Source organism: Shimia litoralis, from assembly GCF_005518135.1.
Taxonomy (GTDB): Bacteria; Pseudomonadota; Alphaproteobacteria; order Rhodobacterales; family Rhodobacteraceae; genus Shimia_E; species Shimia_E litoralis.
In genome coordinates this window covers 289,968-308,834 of record NZ_SULI01000001.1, presented here as the reverse complement: position 1 = coordinate 308,834, position 18,867 = coordinate 289,968, and the positions used below count along the sequence as shown (strand labels likewise).

Sequence of the window (18,867 nt, the reverse complement as noted above, 5' to 3'; positions counted from 1 at the left end):
AATTATCCTGTCGTCTTGGCCGCGTATCGGCTCAGGCGGGTTTCGTTGCCCTTTTCCGGATGGCGTGGCACCAAAGTGGCCAACCCCAGCGAAATACAGGCCATAAGAGCCGCCAGCCCGAACACCGCCGCGGGAGATATTATCCAAAGCAGCCCCAGCCCCACCGGAAGAAACACCGCCGCGATGTGATTGATGGTAAAAGCCACAGCCGCTGTTGGGGCAATATCCTGCGGGTCTGCAATTTTCTGGAAATATGTTTTCAATGCCAGAGCCAGGCCAAACAGAATGTGATCCACCACATATAACACTGACGCAATCACAACGCCCCAGCCGAACCAATACACCCCGTTATAAGCCAAAAACACAACCACAAGCCCGACATATTCCCAAATCAAAGTCCGCCGTTCGCCAAAATGGCTTACGGCTTTGCCCAGAAACGGTGCGATGATCATGTTGATCACCAAATTTATCAGATACAAACTGGTCAGTTCATGCACCTCAAACCCAAATTTTTCGACCATCATAAAGCCTGCAAAAACCATAAATATTTGCCGACGGGCGCCTGACATGAACTGAAGCGCATAATACAGCCAATACCGCTTGCGCAGCACCATCTTTTTGATCTGGGGTGTTGGGGATTCAAACTGGGGGTACAGCACAAGGCACAACAACGCCATGCCAGCCGTCACCAGCCCCGCAGTCATAAACACAACGTTATAGCTGAGGTTCAATGTGTCCCACATCAGAACAATCAATACAAAAACAACCAGCGTTATGGCCGACCCGACCCCCATGAGCCATCCCATAACTTGCGGGGCTTTGTCCTTGGGCAGCCACTGAAGTTGGAGCGACTGGTTGACCGTCTCGTAATAATGAAAGCCGATCGAACTTAGGAATGTCAGCATCAAGAGACCGTTAAGCGACGGGAACCATGCCGTAAACGCGGTCGCAACCCCCAAAAGCACCAGCGAAATCAGCCCAAGCACCTGTTCGCGCACAAAAATGATCACCGCGATCACCCCGATGGCCAAAAACCCCGGGATTTCCCGCACGGTATGCAGCAATCCGATGTCACGCCCATCAAAGCCGGCCGCCTCGATCACAAAATTATTAAGCAACGCGTACCATGCATAGAACGCAATCGGCATTGCCATGGCTGTCGCAAACAGCAACGCCACAGGGCGGCGCCACATCGGGAGGTCCGCAGAGGCCTCAAGGGTCATTTTATTTAACCTGCGTTGCATCTACGCGGTTTCCCGCGCTCTTGCGAGACGATTCAGGATGTTCCCTGATCTGAATCAAGGAAACCGATGCAACTTTGCGCATATATCCACGCATTCAGATACGTAAAGAGGTCGATATATGGATATCCTAACACTGGTCGAAGGCATTGGCGAAGCCCCCACCGCCGCAGTATTGGGGCTTATTACCGGCTTGATATTTGGCGTGTCTGCACAGCGTTCAAAGTTTTGTTTGCGCGCCGCAACCGTAGAGTTCGCGCGCGGTGAAATGGGTGACAAAGTGGCGGTGTGGCTGCTGACGATCTCCACAGCCATCGTCTGGGTACAGGGATCTCAGGCATTGGGCCTGATGGACACAGCCGAGGCACGTATGATGGCCGTACCAGGAAGCTGGTCAGGGGCTATCATCGGCGGGCTGATCTTCGGCGTCGGCATGGTGCTTGCGCGCGGATGCTCGGGTCGGCTCTTGGTTTTGGCCGCGAACGGAAATCTGCGATCCGTGGTGTCGGGCCTCATTTTCGCGGTCGTCGCTCAGATGAGCCTGTCTGGCATTCTTTCACCCGTGCGCGATTATCTCGCCGCGCTCTGGATCACACCCGGCGGGCGCAACGTGGATTTGATAGCAGCCTTTGGCATGCCGGAACTGTCTGGGCTGGTGTTCGGTGCCTTGATGGCGGGTCTGGCATTGTTGATTGCCCGCAAGAACCGTATTGGCGCAAGCCGGTTGATATTCGCCTCGGGCGTCGGATTTGCCGTGGCGGTCGGGTGGGTCCTCACGTTCAGTCTGGCCCAGATCGCATTTGAACCCGTACAGATAGAAAGCGCCACATTTTCAGGGCCTTCCGCGCACACGCTCATGTACTTCTTGGACCGAAATGCCATTCTAGAGTTCGATGTAGGCCTTGTCCCCGGCGTGGTGATCGGCTCGTTGGTAGCTTCTTTAATCGCGGGCGAATTCAAATTCCAAGGCTTTGACGGTGAAAGCAATATGAGGCGTTCCATGACGGGCGCGGTCCTGATGGGGTTTGGCGCAATGCTGGCAGGCGGATGCGCCATCGGTGCCGGTGTCACAGGCGGATCGATCTTTGCAGGAACAGCATGGGCCGCCCTGTTCGCAATGTGGGTCGGAGCCATGGCCACAGACATTCTTGTCGATCAACGCGGTGGGGCGGTTGCGACCTCCTGATCTTGACACAAACCTTTATCTGGGGCGGCTAAGTCGCCCCTTTATTGTTTCTGAACAAACATCTATGGGCTGCTTCTCGCTTTGGTGTGCTACGCAAAAATCTAGAAAAAATTCTGTGGGTCAATGTCGACCGCCAACCGCAAATCCCCGCGCAGCTGAAACTGCCCAGTCCAAGTTTTGAGCGCACCCTGCAAGGGGACACCTTTGTCGGCTTTCACCAACAATCGCACACGATGCCGCCCGCGCACCCGCGCAATCGGCGCAGGCGCCGGCCCAAATACTTGCGCACCAATCGCCCGCAAGGACGCATCCTGTCGTGCCAGCGCATTGCCCAAATCAAAGACCTGCTGCAAATCAGACCCTGACAAGATAATGCCAGCCATACGGCCGTACGGCGGCACACCGGCATGACGGCGCTCGTTCGCCTCGGCGTTCCAAAATCCGTCTTCGTCGCCTGCAAGGATGGCTCGTATGACAGGGTGTTCGGGTTGAAATGTTTGCAGCAATGCCAATCCCTTACGCTCTGATCTTCCAGAACGCCCTGCGACTTGTCGCATGAGTTGAAAGGTGCGTTCGGCGGCGCGTAAATCGGATCCTTGCAGCCCCAAATCAGCATCGATCACACCAACCAGTGTCAGCAACGGAAAGTTATGCCCTTTTGCCACCAACTGGGTTCCGATGATGACATCCGCTCCTCCTTGGGCAATAGAATTGATGCTGTCTTTCAAAGCTCTTGCAGACCCGAACAAATCTGACGACAGCACCGCAAGTCTCGCGTCCGGAAACAAGCTTTGAGCCTCTTCTGCCAAGCGTTCCACGCCGGGGCCTACGGGTGCAAGTTTTCCTTCGACGTGACACGATGGGCAGGCATCAGGCATCGGTTTTGTTTCGCCACACTGGTGGCACACCAGCCGGTTTTGAAACCGATGCTCTACCATCCGTGCATCGCAATGATCACAGCCAATTTGATGCCCACAGGCCCGACACAAGGTGATTGGCGCATATCCACGTCGATTGATAAACAGCAGAGATTGCTCGCCTTTCTCCAATCTCGCCTGCACCTGTTTGGCAAGGCTTGGAGACACCCATCGGCCGGACGGCAGGTCTTCGGAGCGCATGTCGATCGCACGCATATCCGGCAGAACGGCCTCGCCAAACCGCGAGGTCAGTTCAAGGCGATCATATTTTCCGGCTTCGGCGTTCGCCCAACTTTCCAACGATGGCGTGGCCGAGGCCAGCACCACGCGGGCACCGCACAGGCTTGCGCGCAACACGGCCATATCCCTGGCATTGTACAGGACACCATCTTCTTGTTTGTAAGAGGTGTCATGTTCCTCATCGACCACGATGAGACCAAGGTTCTGATATGGAAGAAACAAGGCAGAGCGCGCCCCAATGACCACCTGTGCGCCCCCTTGTCCGACCATCTTCCAGATGCGCCGACGCTCGGTCATGGTGACACCAGAATGCCACTCTGCGGGCTGGCATCCAAACCGAGCCTCAACACGTGTCAAAAACTCTGCCGTAAGTGCAATTTCAGGAAGCAATACAAGGGCTTGCCGCCCCATCCTCAGGCATTCCGCCACGGCCTCAAGATACACTTCGGTCTTGCCAGACCCCGTCACCCCGCGCAGCAAGGTGGTGCCATAGGTGCCTTGGCGCACTGCCGACCCAAGCGCTTGCGCGCCAGCTGCTTGATCAGGCGTCAGGTCTTTGCCACCAAACTCGGGATCCAGCTTACGAAAGGGCGTATCGCGCGGGGTATCTTCTTCGCGCACAACGCCCTGTTTCACCAAGCCCTTGACCACAGAAGCTGTGACATTCGCCATGTCGCTCAGCTCTTTTAAGGTGAACGCAAGCCCGCCGTATTCTGCCAACACCTCGAGCACACGTCGCCTTGCCTCGGTATCGCGATCCGGTTGCCCTTCCCCCATCCGATAGATTTTGCGCATGGATGGCGGGTCAGACAAACCGGGCACCCGCGTGGCCAACCGCAACATGGCATGCATTGGGGTTAACGTATAATCCGACGCCTTTTTCAGAAAGGCGCGCATTTCTTCGCGCATCGGGGCGACATCCAAAACCCGACTCACACGGCGAATTTTCGTGCGATCATAATCGCCACGCCCAGTGCCCCAAACAACCCCCACTACCTTGCGCGGCCCCAAAGGCACCTCGACAAAGGCCCCACGGAAACACCCGCCTTCGGGGGCCTTATAATCAAGCAGACGATCCAACGGTTGTGCCGTTAGCACAGCCACCAAGGCGTCCTCTGCAAAGTGCTCTGGTTCGTTCACATCGATCCTCGGTTCGGCTATTCCCTGCGCATGACCCGCGCTTTGGGGTTCCAGCATCTCAAACTATGCGCTAAAGGCAAGCCAATCCAAGGCCAACCCATCAAAGGACGCGCAGCCATGAAATTCTTTGTAGATACCGCAGAAATCGACGCCATTGCCGAACTGAATGATCTTGGCATGGTCGACGGGGTCACAACAAACCCGTCGCTCATCAAAAAATCAGGCCGTGACATTATCGAAGTCACAAAAGAAATCTGTGACCTTGTTGATGGTCCCGTGTCCGCCGAAGTCACCGCAGTTGACGCCGACACCATGATTGCCGAAGGCCGCAAGTTGGTCGAGATCGCAGAGAACATCGCCGTAAAGGTCCCCCTGACATGGGATGGTCTTAAGGCATGCAAGGCCCTTTCGGACGACGGTCATATGGTGAACGTGACGTTGTGCTTCTCGGCCAATCAGGCGCTTTTGGCAGCCAAAGCCGGGGCCACATTCATCTCGCCCTTTATCGGGCGCTTGGATGACATCAACCTTGATGGCATGGACTTGATCGCCGACATCCGCACAATCTATGACAACTATGGGTTCGACACCCAGATTCTGGCGGCTTCGATCCGTTCGGCAAATCACGTGCTCGAAAGTGCACGCATCGGTGCCGACGTCATGACAGCCCCGCCTGCTGTGATCAAATCCATGATCAACCATCCGCTGACCGACAAAGGTCTGGCCACCTTCCTTGAGGACATCAAGGCCGCAGACATCAAAATTCTGTAAATTCGCTGAACACACCAAGTGCCGAGGCAACAAAAGGCTGCCCCGGCACTTAGGCGCGTCTCGACTTGGATCGACCTGATCCATGTCTGTTGATCCGGTTCAGGATTAGCACCCTTTCGCCATCGGAATAATCTTCGCAAAAAAGATGAGGAAATCCGCAGGCGTCTCTGATAGAGTTTTGCCAAACATAAAAAGAGGCACGCATGAGCAGCACTGCCAAGATTGATGACACCTTGCGCGAAAAGATCATTTCGCAGCCTGATGTAATTCTGGATGATCAGGACGTCATGCGCGCCCTGATTTCTGCCAATGAGAAAACCATGGGCGGCAACATCGTGGACCTGCGGGGCATCGCCATGGAGCGCCTCGAGGCCAGACTGGACCGCCTTGAGGACACGCACCGCAGCGTCATCGCTGCCGCCTATGACAACCTTGCTGGGACAAATCAGGTGCACCGTGCGATCCTGCGCATGCTTGACCCTGCCGATTTCGAACCATTCCTGCGTGATCTTGGCGGCGAGGTCGCTGATATCTTGCGCGTTGATGCGGTGCGTCTTGTTCTGGAAACCGTACAAGCCGAGAATGATCCGGCGGTGAGCAAACTTGGCGATGTGCTGTCAGTTGCAGAGCCCGGATTTATCGATGCGTACCTGACCGGAGGGCGCAATGTCCCTCTGCGACAGGTGACGTTGCGCCAAATTCAAACCGGCGGTGACACGATTTATGGCGAGGCCGCCGACTGGATCAGATCCGAGGCCTGTCTTAAACTGGACTTTGGCGAGGGTCGCCTGCCCGGTATGCTGGTGATGGGCGCAGAAGACCCTCACCAATTCACGCCCCAACAAGGCACAGATTTGCTCGCATTCTTCGCGGGCGTGTTTGAACGGGCTATGCGTCGCTGGTTGTCGTGATTTCCCCTGCCGGACAAGACGCACTGCAACGCTGGCTCGAGACCCAAGCTGCGCTGAATGGCGTGGCTGAGAACACATTGATCGCCTATCGTAGTGATGTGGGCGAGTTCTTAACCTTCTTGTGTGTGCACAAAGGTGGGCCGCAAGGGATCACTCCGCTTACGCAAGTCTCGGTGCAAGACATGCGCGCATGGATGGCACGATGCCGCGCATCCGGGATGTCCTCGCGATCGCTTGCGCGCAAGCTCTCCGCCATCAAAAGCTTTTATCGGTGGTTTTCCGAACACCAAGGATTTGACCCGACCGCAATTTTGTCGATGCGCGCACCAAAGTTTCAGAAAAAATTGCCGCGGCCCCTGTCGCCACACGCCGCAAAAGAGGTCATCAATACGGTTGACGTGCAATCCAGCGCCCCCTGGGTTGGGGCGCGTGACATTGCGATCATGACACTGTTGTATGGATGTGGGTTGCGTATCTCCGAGGCCTTGGGTCTGAATAACTCGGACGCCCCGCTTCCGCCTGTGTTGCGGATCGTCGGTAAGGGCGGCAAGGAACGCGTGGTTCCAGTGATTGATGCCGCAAGGGATGCTGTCGATTCCTATTTGCGCCTAAGCCCGCACCTGCATACGCCAGACACCGCCCTGTTTCGCGGAGTACGCGGCGGGCGATTGTCTCCCCGCATTGTCGCGCGCACCATGGAGGCCACGCGCCATCGATTGGGGCTTCCTGCAAGTGCCACGCCACATGCCTTGCGCCACAGCTTTGCCACCCATTTGCTTGAAGCTGGTGGCGACCTGCGCGCTATTCAGGAACTGCTTGGCCACGCATCCCTGTCCACGACGCAAAACTATACCGCTGTGGACACCGCCCACCTTATGGATGTCTACAATCGGGCACACCCCAAGGCCAAAGACACAGGTTAAGCCGCGGCCGCGTGGCGTTGCACAAGATCGGCAAGCTTGGCATCTGCGCGGGCCTTATGCCGCGCAATCGCCTGTGACTTGACAGGGCCATAGCCGCGAAACTCCATCGGTGCAGCTAAGACGTCCAACACATCGGCCTGTGGCACGTCGTGCAATGCCACCTCTGACAGGGTATCCAGAACACTTTCGAACCACGCGACCAATGCACGTTCTTCCACACGGTCTGCGCCGTATCCAAATGGATCCAGCATCGTGCCCCGCAGGAATTTGAAGCGCGCCATTCCCCCCAATACGGGGCGCATCCACTGCCCAAATGCGCGTTTTTTGGGGCGTCCGCGCGCATCACGTCCGGATGATAATACAGGCGGTGCCATGTGGTATTGAATCCGATAGTCGCCCTCGAACTGCTCTGATATCTTATCATCAAACCCGGTCTGGGTGTGCAGGCGCGCGACCTCGTATTCGTCCTTGTATGACATCAACTTGAACAGCGCGCGCGCCGCCGTCGACAGCAAGACCTCGCGTGTGTCATCGGACAAGGACGCCCCAAAGCGCGCGAGGGTAGAGACATACCGCTGCGCATACGCCGCATTTTGATAGTCGGTCAAAAACGCACTACGCGCCTGAATCAGATCCTGTGCAGTTTGAACAGATGGCACAACCGGCGCAGGCATCAGTTTTTCGGGGTCGTGCGCCATAACACGTCCGAAATCAAAGGCACGCGCGTTTTTGTCGACGGCCACCCCGTTTAGCAAAATCGCCTGTTTCAGAGCGACCTCGCTCACCGGTACCAACCCGCGCTGCCACGCAAAGCCCAGCATCATGACATTGGCAAAAACCGAATCCCCAAGCAAAGCCTCGGCCACCGCATTGGCGTCAAAACCATGTACGTTTTCATCGCCAACGGCCTGACGGATCACGGCCTCTCGTGCATCCACCTTAAGCGATGCGTCCCGGTGCAACACAAGATCGCCCGTTGGCATTTCCGCGCGGTTCAGCACCACACCGGTGCCTTTGCGATAATGCACCGATGCTTTGGCAGCAGACGAGACCACGATATCACATCCAATGACGGCATCTGCCGCGCCCTGCCCGATGCGGACTTGATGAATCGCCTCTGGCGACTTGCCCAACCGTACATAGCTCAGGACTGTGCCGAATTTCTGGGCGAACCCCGTAAAATCCAGAACACTTGATCCCAATCCTTCCAGATGTGCCGCCATGGTCACAAGCGCGCCCACGGTGACAACACCGGTGCCACCCACCCCTGTGACGAGCAGATCAAACGGCTCCGCGAGTGGCGGTAATACAGGGGTGGGCAGCGCGGCGCAAAGAGAGCTTGCATCCACATCCGCCCCCTCGCGGCGTGTGCGGATCGCTCCTTCGACCGTGACAAAGGACGGGCAAAACCCATCCAAACACGAGAAATCTTTGTTACATGTATTCAGGTTGATTTTACGTTTGCGGCCAAACTCGGTCTCCAGCGGCTCCACACTCAGGCAGTTGCTTTGGACAGAACAGTCGCCACAGCCCTCGCAGACCAAGGGGTTGATCACCGCAAAGCGTTTCGGGTCATCCAACGTGCCGCGCTTACGGCGACGGCGTTTTTCTGTGGCGCAGGTCTGTTCATAGATCAGAACGCTCACACCTTTGACCTCGCGCAGCGCACGCTGAACTGTGTCTAATTCCTCGCGCGCGTGAAACGTTGTGCCCGCCGGAAATTCGGGTCTGGTGAACTTGGATATATCGTCAGACACAAGCGCGATCCGCTGTACACCTTCGGCGCGGCATGTCTGGGCAACGCCCAGCACACTGACAGGACCATCCACGGGCTGACCGCCGGTCATCGCCACGGCGTCGTTATACAAAATTTTATAAGTGATGTTTGTTTGGGCTGCGACGGCTTGGCGAATGGCAAGCGACCCAGAGTGATACCACGTGCCTTCACCCAAATTCTGAAAGATATGCTTGCCGCCATTGAACAGAGACGCGGCAGCCCAAGGCACCCCCTCACCGCCCATCTGCGCATAGCCTGCGGTGTCACGATCCATCCAGCTTGCCATGACGTGACAGCCGATGCCCGATGCAGCTTTGCTGCCTTCGGGGACCTTGGTCGACGTATTGTGCGGACAGCCAGAACAGAAATACGGCGTGCGGTTGGCCCCGGGCACCGAAAGCAGGATCGGGGGTTGATCGGTGAGCGCCCGCGCCTTTTGCGGCAGGTTTTCCTCTGGGAAAAACCGATCCAACCTGTCAGCGATGATGGGGATCAGCAATTGCGGGCTAAGCTCGCCGGTCCACGGAATAAGCGGATCGCCTTCGCTGTTGTGTTTGCCCACCATGCGCTCGGGCTTGTCACCGGGCCAGTCATAGAAATACTCTTTGAACTGGCTTTCGATGATGCCGCGTTTTTCTTCGATCACAAGGACTTCTTGTTTGTTGCGCACAAACGCAAGCGCATCACGGCGCGCCAGCGGCCACACCATCCCCACCTTGTAAATATCAATGCCCAGCGCACGACATTTGTCTTGATCCATCCCCAACAGGCGCAAGGCTTCCATCAGGTCTAGATGCCCCTTGCCCGTGGTGACAAATCCGAACGTTGCATCCGCCACATCATACACGCGATGGTCAATCGGGTTCGCTTCGGCAAAAGCTTCGACTGCCCGTAACTTGTGACCGATACGGGTCTCGATTTCCGGGCTCGGCAGGTCAGAGCTGCGCACATGCAGCCCACCTTGCGGGCCGGTAAAATCCGGTTGGTGAAACACGCGGTCCGGCACAAGTTCCACCGACTGACCGGATTCAACGGTCTCCGAGATTGCCTTGAACCCGACCCACGTGCCGCTAAAGCGCGACAGCGCAAACCCGTATTCCCCAAACGCTTGATACTCCGCGATTGATGCCGGATTCAGCGAAGGCATAAACCAAGACATAAAGGCCACGTCCGACTGATGCGGCATGGACGAGCTGACACAGCCATGATCATCACCGGCAACAACCAGAACACCACCTTTGGCCGACGATCCATAGGCATTCCCGTGCTTGAGAGCATCGCCAGACCGATCCACGCCAGGCCCTTTGCCATACCACATCGAAAAAACGCCCTCGACCTCGGCATGGGGGTCCAGAACGGATTGCTGCGCCCCCAAGACCGCCGTCGCGCCCAAGTCTTCGTTTACGGCAGGCATAAAGGTAATGCGATCTTCTGCAATGCGCTGTTTGGCGCGCCACAGTTCAAGATCAAGCGCCCCAAGTGGCGATCCGCGGTATCCCGAAATAAACCCTGCCGTATTTAGCCCTTGGTCTCGATCGCGGCGTGCCTGATCCATCATGATCCGCACCAGCGCTTGCGTTCCTGTCAAAAAGACACGCCCCTGCGTATACGCATAGCGATCCGAGAGTTGATAGGTGTCCAGTCGAGTAGGCAAGGCAGTCATGTGATATCCCCAAGGCGTCAGGTGAACGATCAGAATATCTCGGTAAATCAGAATTATTCGTTCAATATGGGTATCAATATCGGCAAATATTGGTACAGTTACCCAAACGTGAACAACAATTCGGGTGCATCAACCAAATGACTATTGATCAGCGCGATGCGCATTTGCTGCGTTTGCTGCAACGTGATTGCCGAATGTCGAACGCAGAACTGGCGCAAACCGTAGGGATGTCGACGTCTGCGTGCTGGCGGCGTGTGCGCGCGTTTGAAGACACAGGTGTCATCGAACGCTATGGCGCACAATTGCAGCCCGCGAAGTTGGGCCTGACGTTTCAGGCCATCGTGCACGTCCAGCTCACACGGCACGATCCGGATAAGCTGGAGGATTTTGTAAAAGCCATCAGCCTGCGCCCCGAAGTCCAGGAATGTTATGCCACGACGGGGCAGGCAGATTATCAAATGCGTATTTTGTGCCGAGACCTAGACGCCTATAACGCGTTTTTGGAAGGGTTCTTGTTTCGCATGCCCGCGGTCGAAAGCGCGCAAACCAATGTCGTTCTCAAGGAAATAAAACGTGCAGGTCAGGTGTCGATCTGACACGAAACGGGCGCTAACTCTGTCCTGCGGCCAGCCGTTCGAGCGCTGCAACGTTGTGCACATGAATATGTTTGCGGCGGCTGACCAAGACGCCCTCGCGCTCCCAAGCGGACAAGAGCCGGCTCACTGTAAAGAGTGTGCTTCCGGTCATATCAGACACAATTTTGCGGGTAATCGGAAATGCAATCTCGATGCCATCCTCCGTCGGGCGGCCATTCTGCTGCATCATGCGCAAGATTGCCGCCGCCACACGTTGCTCGACGTGCTGGGTCGCCATTTCTAGAACGCGGGTGTGCATTTCGGTGACCCGTGCCCCCACGGTGCGCGAGGCTTCTTGCGCAAAGCCAGCATACTCGGTGCTGAACCGTGTCCACAGGGTCATGGGCCATACCAGCACCAGACATTCCAGCGCCGCCACCGCCGTTGCAGGATACACATCACGCCCAAGCGCCTTGGCAATTCCAAACAGTTGCCCGGGGGGAATATGAAACGACACCACGCGATCCCCGTCCGGCGTCAATCGCTCCACCCGAATATGGCCATCAAGCAATAGGTGAAAGTGGCTGGCCTCTGTGCCCTCTTCAAACACACTCTGTCCGGCTGGCACCAACCTTGGTCTGGCAAGATCAAGAATATCCTGAATATCGGACAAGGGCATCTGAGCAAATAGCGGTAACGACCGGACGACCGAAGCATCGAGTTTTTTCACACTATTCCCCCAAAGTTTGCTCATGCGCAAATTCCCCGTCTCTGGATACTGGTAAATTGCGTCTCAGACAACAGGCTCACCTTACTGACACAACTTGGGATGCCGTGATCTTTGGACGTGTCGGGGACGAGGGTCTTGTGTTTTGAATATCCGTTTCGGAGGCGAAAAAGTGAGAAACAAGACATCATCCGGTGTCAGCACCGCACAACCGTTGCGCGGTGCCTTTGCGTTGCACAGAGCAAAAACCTGTAAATTTGGCATCCCTTTTAGAGGGAGATCAAAAAGGTCCGAAACGGTCTTAGAGTGATCCTCCTCCTCAAATGATAACGCTAGCAAAAGCAATAACTTGCATGCCACACAAGAGGATTCCTGAAGTAAAACATTCGTAAAATCATATACTTGCAGGCTTTTGGGAACGCATTCTTTTTGTGCCGCAAAATGATCCAGATCAATATTGTCCATTCACAAACTCCCTATCGCAAAAGGGTAAGCCAGTAGGAAATCGCGTCGCGGAGGGCGCTAAGATGACCACAGCCAACGCACCATCACGGCGCGCCTTTCTTCGGGGAGGCTTTAACGCCACTCCAATTTTGCGCCCCGTCGGTGCCTTGGCCGAGCCGTCTTTTCTCGAGGCGTGCACCGGCTGTGGCGATTGCGCCCGCGCCTGCCCAGAGAAGATTTTGTTTCGGGGTGATGGCAATTATCCTGTTCTAAAATCCAAGCGCGCCTGCACATTTTGTAACGCCTGCGTGGACGTCTGCGAAACAGGGGCGCTATCAGCTGACGTGCCGTGGACGTGGCGCGCACAGGCCGATGACACCTGCCTTTCGCGCAACGGCCTGCAGTGCCGTGCCTGTCAGGATCACTGCGACGACGACGCCATACGGTTCCGTCTGCAACCCGGCGGACGATCAGAACCGATATTTGATGCCGATCTCTGCACAGGCTGTGGCGGCTGCGTCGCCCCCTGCCCTGTCAATTCCATTCACCTACTTCACCCCAATCCTCAAACGGAGGCTCAATCATGCTGAACATCTGCGGATGCCTTGTCCATGCGATGCCCGAGATGACCGATAGCGTTATCGCAGCCATTACCGCCATCGAAGGCGGAGAAGTACACGCCCACGAAGACGGACGGATCGTTGTCACTGTGGAAGACACAGACGACCAACGCGCCTCTGAACAGATCATGGAGATGCATCAGATCCCCGGCGTTCTGACCGTCACATTGACATACCACCATTTCGAAGAACTGGCCGCATCCGAGCCAGCTCAGACACCTCTTAAACACTGAACGGGAGACTAGCCCATGACTTTGCCAACATCCCGCCGCACGTTCCTTAAAGCCACCGCCGCAGCAGCGACGGCATCGGCTGCAGGGATCACTTTGCCAAATGCTGCCGCGGCGCAGCTTGACGGACCCAATATTCGCTGGGACAAGGCCGCCTGCCGCTTCTGCGGCACCGGTTGTTCGGTTCTGGTCGGCGTCAAAGACGGCAAAGTTGTTGCCACACAAGGCGACCCAGAAGCCCCCGTGAACCGCGGCCTGAACTGTATCAAAGGATATTTCCTGTCCAAGATCATGTACGGCAAAGACCGTCTGACCACGCCATTGCTGCGCAAGTCAAACGGCGTCTATGACAAGAACGGCGAGTTCGAACCCGTATCATGGGACGAAGCTTTTGATGTGATGGCCGACAAATGGAAAGCCACAATCAAGGAAAAAGGTCCAACAGCCGTCTCCATGTTCGGCTCTGGCCAATGGACCCTGTGGGAAGGCTATGCCGCCGCAAAAATGATGAAGGCGGGCTTTCGCTCCAACAACATCGACCCCAACGCGCGTCACTGCATGGCCTCGGCCGTGGCTGGCTTTATGCGGACATTCGGCATCGACGAGCCGATGGGCTGTTATGATGACCTCGAGCATGCGGACACATTTGTGCTTTGGGGCTCGAACATGGCCGAAATGCACCCGATCTTGTGGTCACGTCTGACCGACACACGCCTGACCAAACCGGGCTCCGAAGTGCACGTGTTGTCAACCTTTGAGCATCGCTCATTCGAGCTGGCCGACAACGGCATGATCTTTACCCCACAAACCGATCTGGCGATCCTGAACTATATCGCCAACTACATCATTCAAAATGATGCGGTGAACTGGGACTTTGTGAACAAGAACGTCAATTTCACAAAAACTGCCACTGACATCGGCTATGGCTTGCGTCCGGAACATGATCTGGAACAAGCGGCCGAGAACCCATCCCACGAAGGCAAACACGGCAAGCTGACCAAGATCGGCTTTGAAGAATACGCCGAGTATGTCTCTGAGTACACTCTGGAAAAAGCCGCCGAGATTTCGGGCGTACCTGCTGCGAAACTTGAGCGTCTGGCACAACAATATGCTGATCCAAACCGCAAAGTGATGTCGCTGTGGACCATGGGCTTTAACCAGCACACACGTGGTGCTTGGGTCAACTCGCTGATGTACAACGTGCACCTTCTGGTTGGCAAAATCTCCGAGCCTGGCAACTCGCCATTCTCGCTGACAGGTCAGCCTTCGGCGTGCGGCACAGCACGTGAAGTTGGGACTTTTGCCCACCGTCTGCCTGCGGACATGGTTGTGATGAAAGAAGCGCACCGTGATCTGGCCGAAGAAAAATGGAAGCTGCCAAAAGGCACTATTCCTGCCAAGCCGGGCTATCACGCGGTTCTGATGCACCGTAAACTCAAAGATGGTGATCTGAACTGTCACTGGGTCCAGTGCACCAACAACATGCAAGCCTCGGCAAACCTGAATGAAGAAAGCTGGCCTGCCTATCGCAACCCAGACAACTTTATCACCGTGTCTGATCCCTATCCGACCGTGACAGCGCTGGCGGCGGATTTGATCCTGCCCACAGCCATGTGGGTCGAAAAAGAAGGCGCATACGGCAACGCCGAACGCCGGACACAGTTCTGGCGCCAGCAAGTCGACGCCCCGGGTGACGCAAAATCAGACGTTTGGCAGGTGATGGAATTCGCCAAGCGGTTCACCATCGAAGAGGTCTGGCCAGAAGAGTTGATCGCACAGATGCCAGAGTACCGTGGCAAAACCATGTACGAAGTTCTGTATGAAAACGGCAAGGTCAACAAATACCCGCTGTCAGAAACTGCAGAAGGCTTTAACAACCAAGAATCCAAGGACTTTGGTTTCTATGTTCAAAAAGGCCTGTTCGAAGAATACGCCGACTTTGGGCGTGGTAAAGCGCACGATCTGGCCGACTTTGCCACCTATCACAAAGCACGCGGTCTGCGTTGGCCCGTGGTGGATGGCAAAGAGACGCTGTATCGCTTCCGCGAAGGGTATGACCCCTACGTCAAAGAAGGCGAAGGCGTCAAATTCTATGGCAAACCAGACGGCAAGGCGAACATCATCTTTGCCCCATACGAGGCCGCCGCAGAAAGCCCAGATGACGAATACAATCTGTGGTTTGTGACAGGCCGTGTTCTTGAACACTGGCACTCGGGGTCAATGACACGTCGTGTGCCCGAACTTCACCGGTCGTTCCCGTCCGCCGTGGTGTTCATGCACCCACAGGATGCCAAAGATCGTGGCCTGCGCCGCGGACAAGAGATCACCGTCTCGACCCGCCGTGGCGAAGTTCAGTCGCGTGTTGAAACCCGTGGCCGCAACAAGATGCCCCGTGGCGTCGTGTTCATGCCGTGGTTCGACGAAGGCCAGTTGACCAACAAACTGACGCTGGATGCGACCTGCCCGATCTCGAAAGAGACCGATTTCAAAAAATGCGCTTGTAAGATTGAACGCGCATAACCTTTTGAAAAACTGACAGAAAGAAAAGAAAATGTCCGCCACCAAACGCAAACCTTCCTCCATGGACCGACGCAGATTTCTGCAAGACTCGGCACGTGCTGCGGCGGGTTGTACGGTGGCGGGCATGTTCCTTGCGCAGTTTGCAACCGATGCACGCGCGCTGCCTCCGCAAGCGATCCGCCCACCAGGGGCGCTTGACGAAAAAGAATTCCTCGCCGCCTGTATCCGTTGTGGATTGTGCGTGCGCGATTGTCCTTACGACACATTGGTTCTGGCTGAACTCGGCTATGACGGAGCTGCCACGGGCACGCCGTTTTTCACGGCCCGCGATGTGCCCTGCGAAATGTGCGAAGACATTCCCTGTGTCGCCGCCTGCCCAACAGGTGCGCTTGATAAAGAACTGACCAATATTGACGACGCCGACATGGGCCTTGCTGTCTTGATCGACGAAGAAAAATGTCTGAATGCGCTCGGTCTGCGCTGTGATGTGTGTTACCGCGTCTGCCCCGTCATCGACGAAGCTATCACCCTTGAGCGCCGCCATAACGAGCGTTCGGGTCACCATGCGATATTCATGCCCACAGTGCATTCCGACAAATGCACCGGCTGTGGCAAATGCGAAAAATCCTGTGTTCTGCCAGGACAATCCGCCATCAAAATTCTGCCCCGCCGTGTTGCTATGGCCGAGGCTGCAGACCACTATAAATTGGGCTGGGAAGACCCGAACCCAATGGTGGATGACATCATTGATCTGCCCGACCGTTTGCCTGGCCCCGGCACAGACAACCTCGTGGCGCCCGGCGGATACACGCCAGATGCCACCGGAATACCAGACGCCAATATGGATGGTGGGTTCTCCCCAAGCTTTTCCTTTCCTACCGCAGGAGGGTCAAACTAATGAGCGCCAAGACAAAACTGCCTGTCGGTCAAGAGGCCATCGAGGAATTTGGATGGCTGCGTGCACACCGCTTCTTGCTGTTGCGGCGCGCAACCCAGATTTTCTTTTTGTCGCTTTTCCTACTGGGGCCGTGGTTTGGCATTTGGTGGGTCAAAGGCAATCTCTCGGGATCACTGACCTTCAACATTTTGCCGCTGACCGACCCGTTTATCTTGCTGCAATCTATCGTCGGCCAGCACTGGCCCGAAACCACTGCCTTGATTGGTGCCATAATCGTGGGGGTGGCCTATGCGCTGATTGGCGGACGGGTATACTGTAGCTGGGTCTGTCCAATTAATCCGGTCACAGACGGGGCGCATTGGTTGCACGAAAAGCTGGGCATGCAAAAAGGCTGGCAGCCCAAACACAACACCCGCTATTGGATTTTGGGCATGGTGTTGGCCGTCTCGGCCATCACAGGCAGCGTGGCATGGGAATTCGTAAACCCGATCTCGATGCTGCATCGTGGTCTGATCTTTGGCATGGGCTTTGCATGGGCCTTTGTGGTCGCGGTCTTTATCTTTGATCTGTTTGTGTCGCGCCGCGGCTGGTGTGGTCATCTGTGCCCAGTCGGAACCTTTTACGGGTTGCTCGGCACCAAATCCGTCGTGCGCATTTCAGCGGTCGAACGGTCCGCCTGTGACGACTGCATGGATTGTTTTGCGGTTTGTCCCGAAATGCATGTCATCACCCCTGCCCTGCGCGGCAAAGACGGGGATACCCCCCTGATCCTTTCACCCGACTGTACCAATTGCGGTCGATGCATCGACGTCTGTGCCATGGACGTCTTCAAATTCACTCACCGTTTTGACGACACGCCCGTTCCCGGCCGTGAGGGTCGAACCAGAACTCAACCTGCGTCCGGGGCCAGCAAAGCCGCCTAAGCAAGCTAACGGAGTAAACACCATGAAAAAGCAAGCCATCATCAGCGCCATCGCCGCAGCGGCCCTGTTCGCCGTCTCAGGCTTTGCCATCGCCCAATCTACCGGCGATAGCGTCAAATCATTGCGCGGCGCCCAAGTAGACGAAGCCATCGGGGTAGAAGACGTCTTTCACCAAGACGAACAGCGTTTCACCCGCAACTATCGTCAACAGCCGCCTTTGGTGCCCCATTCGATCGATCAATATCAAATTGATCTCAAGGCCAACCGTTGCTTGTCTTGCCATGACTGGACCACGGCCGGCGAGCGCAATGCGCCCACATTGTCGATGACCCACTATATGGATCGCTCTGGCAATCAACTTGATCGCGTTGCGGGCACCCGCTGGTTCTGTAACCAGTGCCACGTTCCCCAAGCCGATGCGCCAGCATTGGTCGACAACACCTTCAAGGGTTCAACCGGCAACTAAGCCGCGCGTGACAGAGTGCAAGGAACAAAACTATGACAGATAACAACACTCCAGACCCTCGCCCCGGCTTTATTGTGCGCACGTGGAAATGGTTCTGGTCCCCCACAGGGGTGATTTCATTGGGCGCGCTGCTGATTGCGGGCTTTTTGACCGGAATTTTCTTTTGGGGCGGCTTTCATTGGGCGCTTGAAGCAACCAACAACGAACAGTTCTGTATTTCGTGTCACGAGATGAACGACACGCCGTACGCCGAATACCAAGGCACCGTGCACCAGAACAACTCGTCCGGTGTACGTGCGACTTGCCCGGATTGTCACGTGCCCAAAGAATGGGGCCCCAAGATGATCCGCAAAGTCCAAGCTTCGCAAGAACTCTATGGCCACTTTGTCAGCGGATTTGTGGACACCCCCGAGAAATTCGAGGAACATCGCCTGTACCTTGCGAAACGGGTGTGGACCGCGATGAAAAAGACAGACTCGCGCGAATGCCGCAACTGTCACAAGTTCGAATACATGGACTTTACCCAGCAAGAGAACCGCGCAGCGGAAAACCACCAAAAGGCGCTGGACGAAGGCAAAACCTGTATCGACTGTCACCAAGGCATCGCCCACAGCTTGCCTGAGGGGTATCTTGATGGATACAAAGAAGTCGCTAAGAAATTCGAAGGTCACTAACGCGTACGCGACAGATTTCGA

The 18,867-nt window shown here is 56.0% G+C and carries 17 protein-coding genes; 12 read left to right on the top strand and 5 right to left on the bottom strand.

Going from position 1 to position 18,867, the window contains the following annotated elements; translation table 11 throughout:
- Nucleotides 1-2: 2 nt before the first annotated feature.
- Nucleotides 3-1,223 carry an MFS transporter gene (locus tag FAP39_RS01405; protein WP_138014573.1) on the bottom strand — a complete coding sequence of 407 codons (1,221 nt, stop codon included), beginning with the start codon at nucleotides 1,221-1,223 and terminating at the stop codon, nucleotides 3-5.
- Between the two features lie 139 nt (nucleotides 1,224-1,362).
- Here FAP39_RS01405 and FAP39_RS01400 point away from each other — a divergent pair, with 139 nt between their 5' ends.
- A complete protein-coding gene (locus FAP39_RS01400) occupies nucleotides 1,363-2,427 on the top strand; it encodes a YeeE/YedE family protein (RefSeq protein WP_138014572.1) in 1,065 nt (354 codons plus the stop codon).
- 101 nt (nucleotides 2,428-2,528) lie between these two features.
- Here the strand turns inward: FAP39_RS01400 and FAP39_RS01395 are convergent, their stop codons facing one another.
- Nucleotides 2,529-4,724, bottom strand: a complete 2,196-nt coding sequence (locus FAP39_RS01395) for a primosomal protein N' (RefSeq protein WP_246058894.1) — start codon at nucleotides 4,722-4,724, stop codon at nucleotides 2,529-2,531.
- A gap of 117 nt (nucleotides 4,725-4,841) precedes the next feature.
- Here FAP39_RS01395 and fsa point away from each other — a divergent pair, with 117 nt between their 5' ends.
- The 3 genes from fsa to FAP39_RS01380 all read left to right on the top strand — a co-directional run bounded on the left by fsa (nucleotide 4,842) and on the right by FAP39_RS01380 (nucleotide 7,329).
- Nucleotides 4,842-5,495, top strand: a complete 654-nt coding sequence (fsa, locus tag FAP39_RS01390) for a fructose-6-phosphate aldolase (protein WP_138014570.1) — start codon at nucleotides 4,842-4,844, stop codon at nucleotides 5,493-5,495.
- A gap of 203 nt (nucleotides 5,496-5,698) precedes the next feature.
- A complete protein-coding gene (locus FAP39_RS01385) occupies nucleotides 5,699-6,406 on the top strand; it encodes a DUF484 family protein (RefSeq protein ID WP_138014569.1) in 708 nt (235 codons plus the stop codon).
- Nucleotides 6,403-7,329: a tyrosine recombinase XerC gene (locus tag FAP39_RS01380; RefSeq protein WP_138014568.1), complete on the top strand. Its 927-nt coding sequence runs from the start codon at nucleotides 6,403-6,405 to the stop codon at nucleotides 7,327-7,329. Before FAP39_RS01385 ends, FAP39_RS01380 begins: the two co-directional genes overlap by 4 nt.
- On the opposite strand, the gene FAP39_RS01375 is transcribed toward FAP39_RS01380, so the two are convergent.
- Entirely contained in the window at nucleotides 7,326-10,769 is a 3,444-nt protein-coding gene (locus FAP39_RS01375; RefSeq protein ID WP_138014567.1) for an indolepyruvate ferredoxin oxidoreductase family protein, read from the bottom strand. The two genes, FAP39_RS01380 and FAP39_RS01375, sit on opposite strands and share 4 nt — an antisense overlap.
- Before the next feature lie 137 nt (nucleotides 10,770-10,906).
- Here FAP39_RS01375 and FAP39_RS01370 point away from each other — a divergent pair, with 137 nt between their 5' ends.
- Nucleotides 10,907-11,365, top strand: coding sequence for an Lrp/AsnC family transcriptional regulator (locus FAP39_RS01370; RefSeq protein ID WP_138014566.1), 459 nt, complete (start codon nucleotides 10,907-10,909; stop codon nucleotides 11,363-11,365).
- A 13-nt stretch (nucleotides 11,366-11,378) separates the two neighbouring features.
- Here FAP39_RS01370 and FAP39_RS01365 read toward each other — a convergent pair whose 3' ends face one another.
- Nucleotides 11,379-12,098, bottom strand: a complete 720-nt coding sequence (locus FAP39_RS01365) for a Crp/Fnr family transcriptional regulator (RefSeq protein ID WP_425471384.1) — start codon at nucleotides 12,096-12,098, stop codon at nucleotides 11,379-11,381.
- Nucleotides 12,099-12,155: 57 nt separating this feature from the next.
- Complete coding sequence (locus FAP39_RS01360) at nucleotides 12,156-12,536, bottom strand: hypothetical protein (RefSeq protein WP_138014565.1); 381 nt, start codon at nucleotides 12,534-12,536, stop codon at nucleotides 12,156-12,158.
- A gap of 62 nt (nucleotides 12,537-12,598) precedes the next feature.
- Here FAP39_RS01360 and FAP39_RS01355 point away from each other — a divergent pair, with 62 nt between their 5' ends.
- Genes FAP39_RS01355 through FAP39_RS01325 form a run of 7 tightly spaced genes read left to right on the top strand, consistent with a single transcriptional unit; the run spans nucleotide 12,599 to nucleotide 18,846 of the window.
- Nucleotides 12,599-13,105: a ferredoxin-type protein NapF gene (locus tag FAP39_RS01355; RefSeq protein ID WP_138014564.1), complete on the top strand. Its 507-nt coding sequence runs from the start codon at nucleotides 12,599-12,601 to the stop codon at nucleotides 13,103-13,105.
- Nucleotides 13,099-13,368, top strand: coding sequence for a chaperone NapD (locus FAP39_RS01350; RefSeq protein WP_212743396.1), 270 nt, complete (start codon nucleotides 13,099-13,101; stop codon nucleotides 13,366-13,368). The genes FAP39_RS01355 and FAP39_RS01350 overlap by 7 nt, the downstream gene beginning before the upstream one ends.
- Nucleotides 13,369-13,383: 15 nt before the next feature.
- Nucleotides 13,384-15,885: a nitrate reductase catalytic subunit NapA gene (napA, locus tag FAP39_RS01345; RefSeq protein ID WP_138014563.1), complete on the top strand. Its 2,502-nt coding sequence runs from the start codon at nucleotides 13,384-13,386 to the stop codon at nucleotides 15,883-15,885.
- Between the two features lie 31 nt (nucleotides 15,886-15,916).
- On the top strand, nucleotides 15,917-16,783 hold the full coding sequence (napG, locus tag FAP39_RS01340) for a ferredoxin-type protein NapG (RefSeq protein ID WP_138014562.1): 867 nt from the start codon (nucleotides 15,917-15,919) through the stop codon (nucleotides 16,781-16,783).
- On the top strand, nucleotides 16,783-17,706 hold the full coding sequence (gene napH, locus FAP39_RS01335; RefSeq protein WP_138014561.1) for a quinol dehydrogenase ferredoxin subunit NapH: 924 nt from the start codon (nucleotides 16,783-16,785) through the stop codon (nucleotides 17,704-17,706). The genes napG and napH overlap by 1 nt, the downstream gene beginning before the upstream one ends.
- A 22-nt stretch (nucleotides 17,707-17,728) precedes the next feature.
- Nucleotides 17,729-18,172, top strand: coding sequence for a nitrate reductase cytochrome c-type subunit (locus FAP39_RS01330; RefSeq protein ID WP_138014560.1), 444 nt, complete (start codon nucleotides 17,729-17,731; stop codon nucleotides 18,170-18,172).
- 32 nt (nucleotides 18,173-18,204) lie between these two features.
- Nucleotides 18,205-18,846: a NapC/NirT family cytochrome c gene (locus FAP39_RS01325; protein ID WP_138014559.1), complete on the top strand. Its 642-nt coding sequence runs from the start codon at nucleotides 18,205-18,207 to the stop codon at nucleotides 18,844-18,846.
- Nucleotides 18,847-18,867 lie beyond the last annotated feature (21 nt).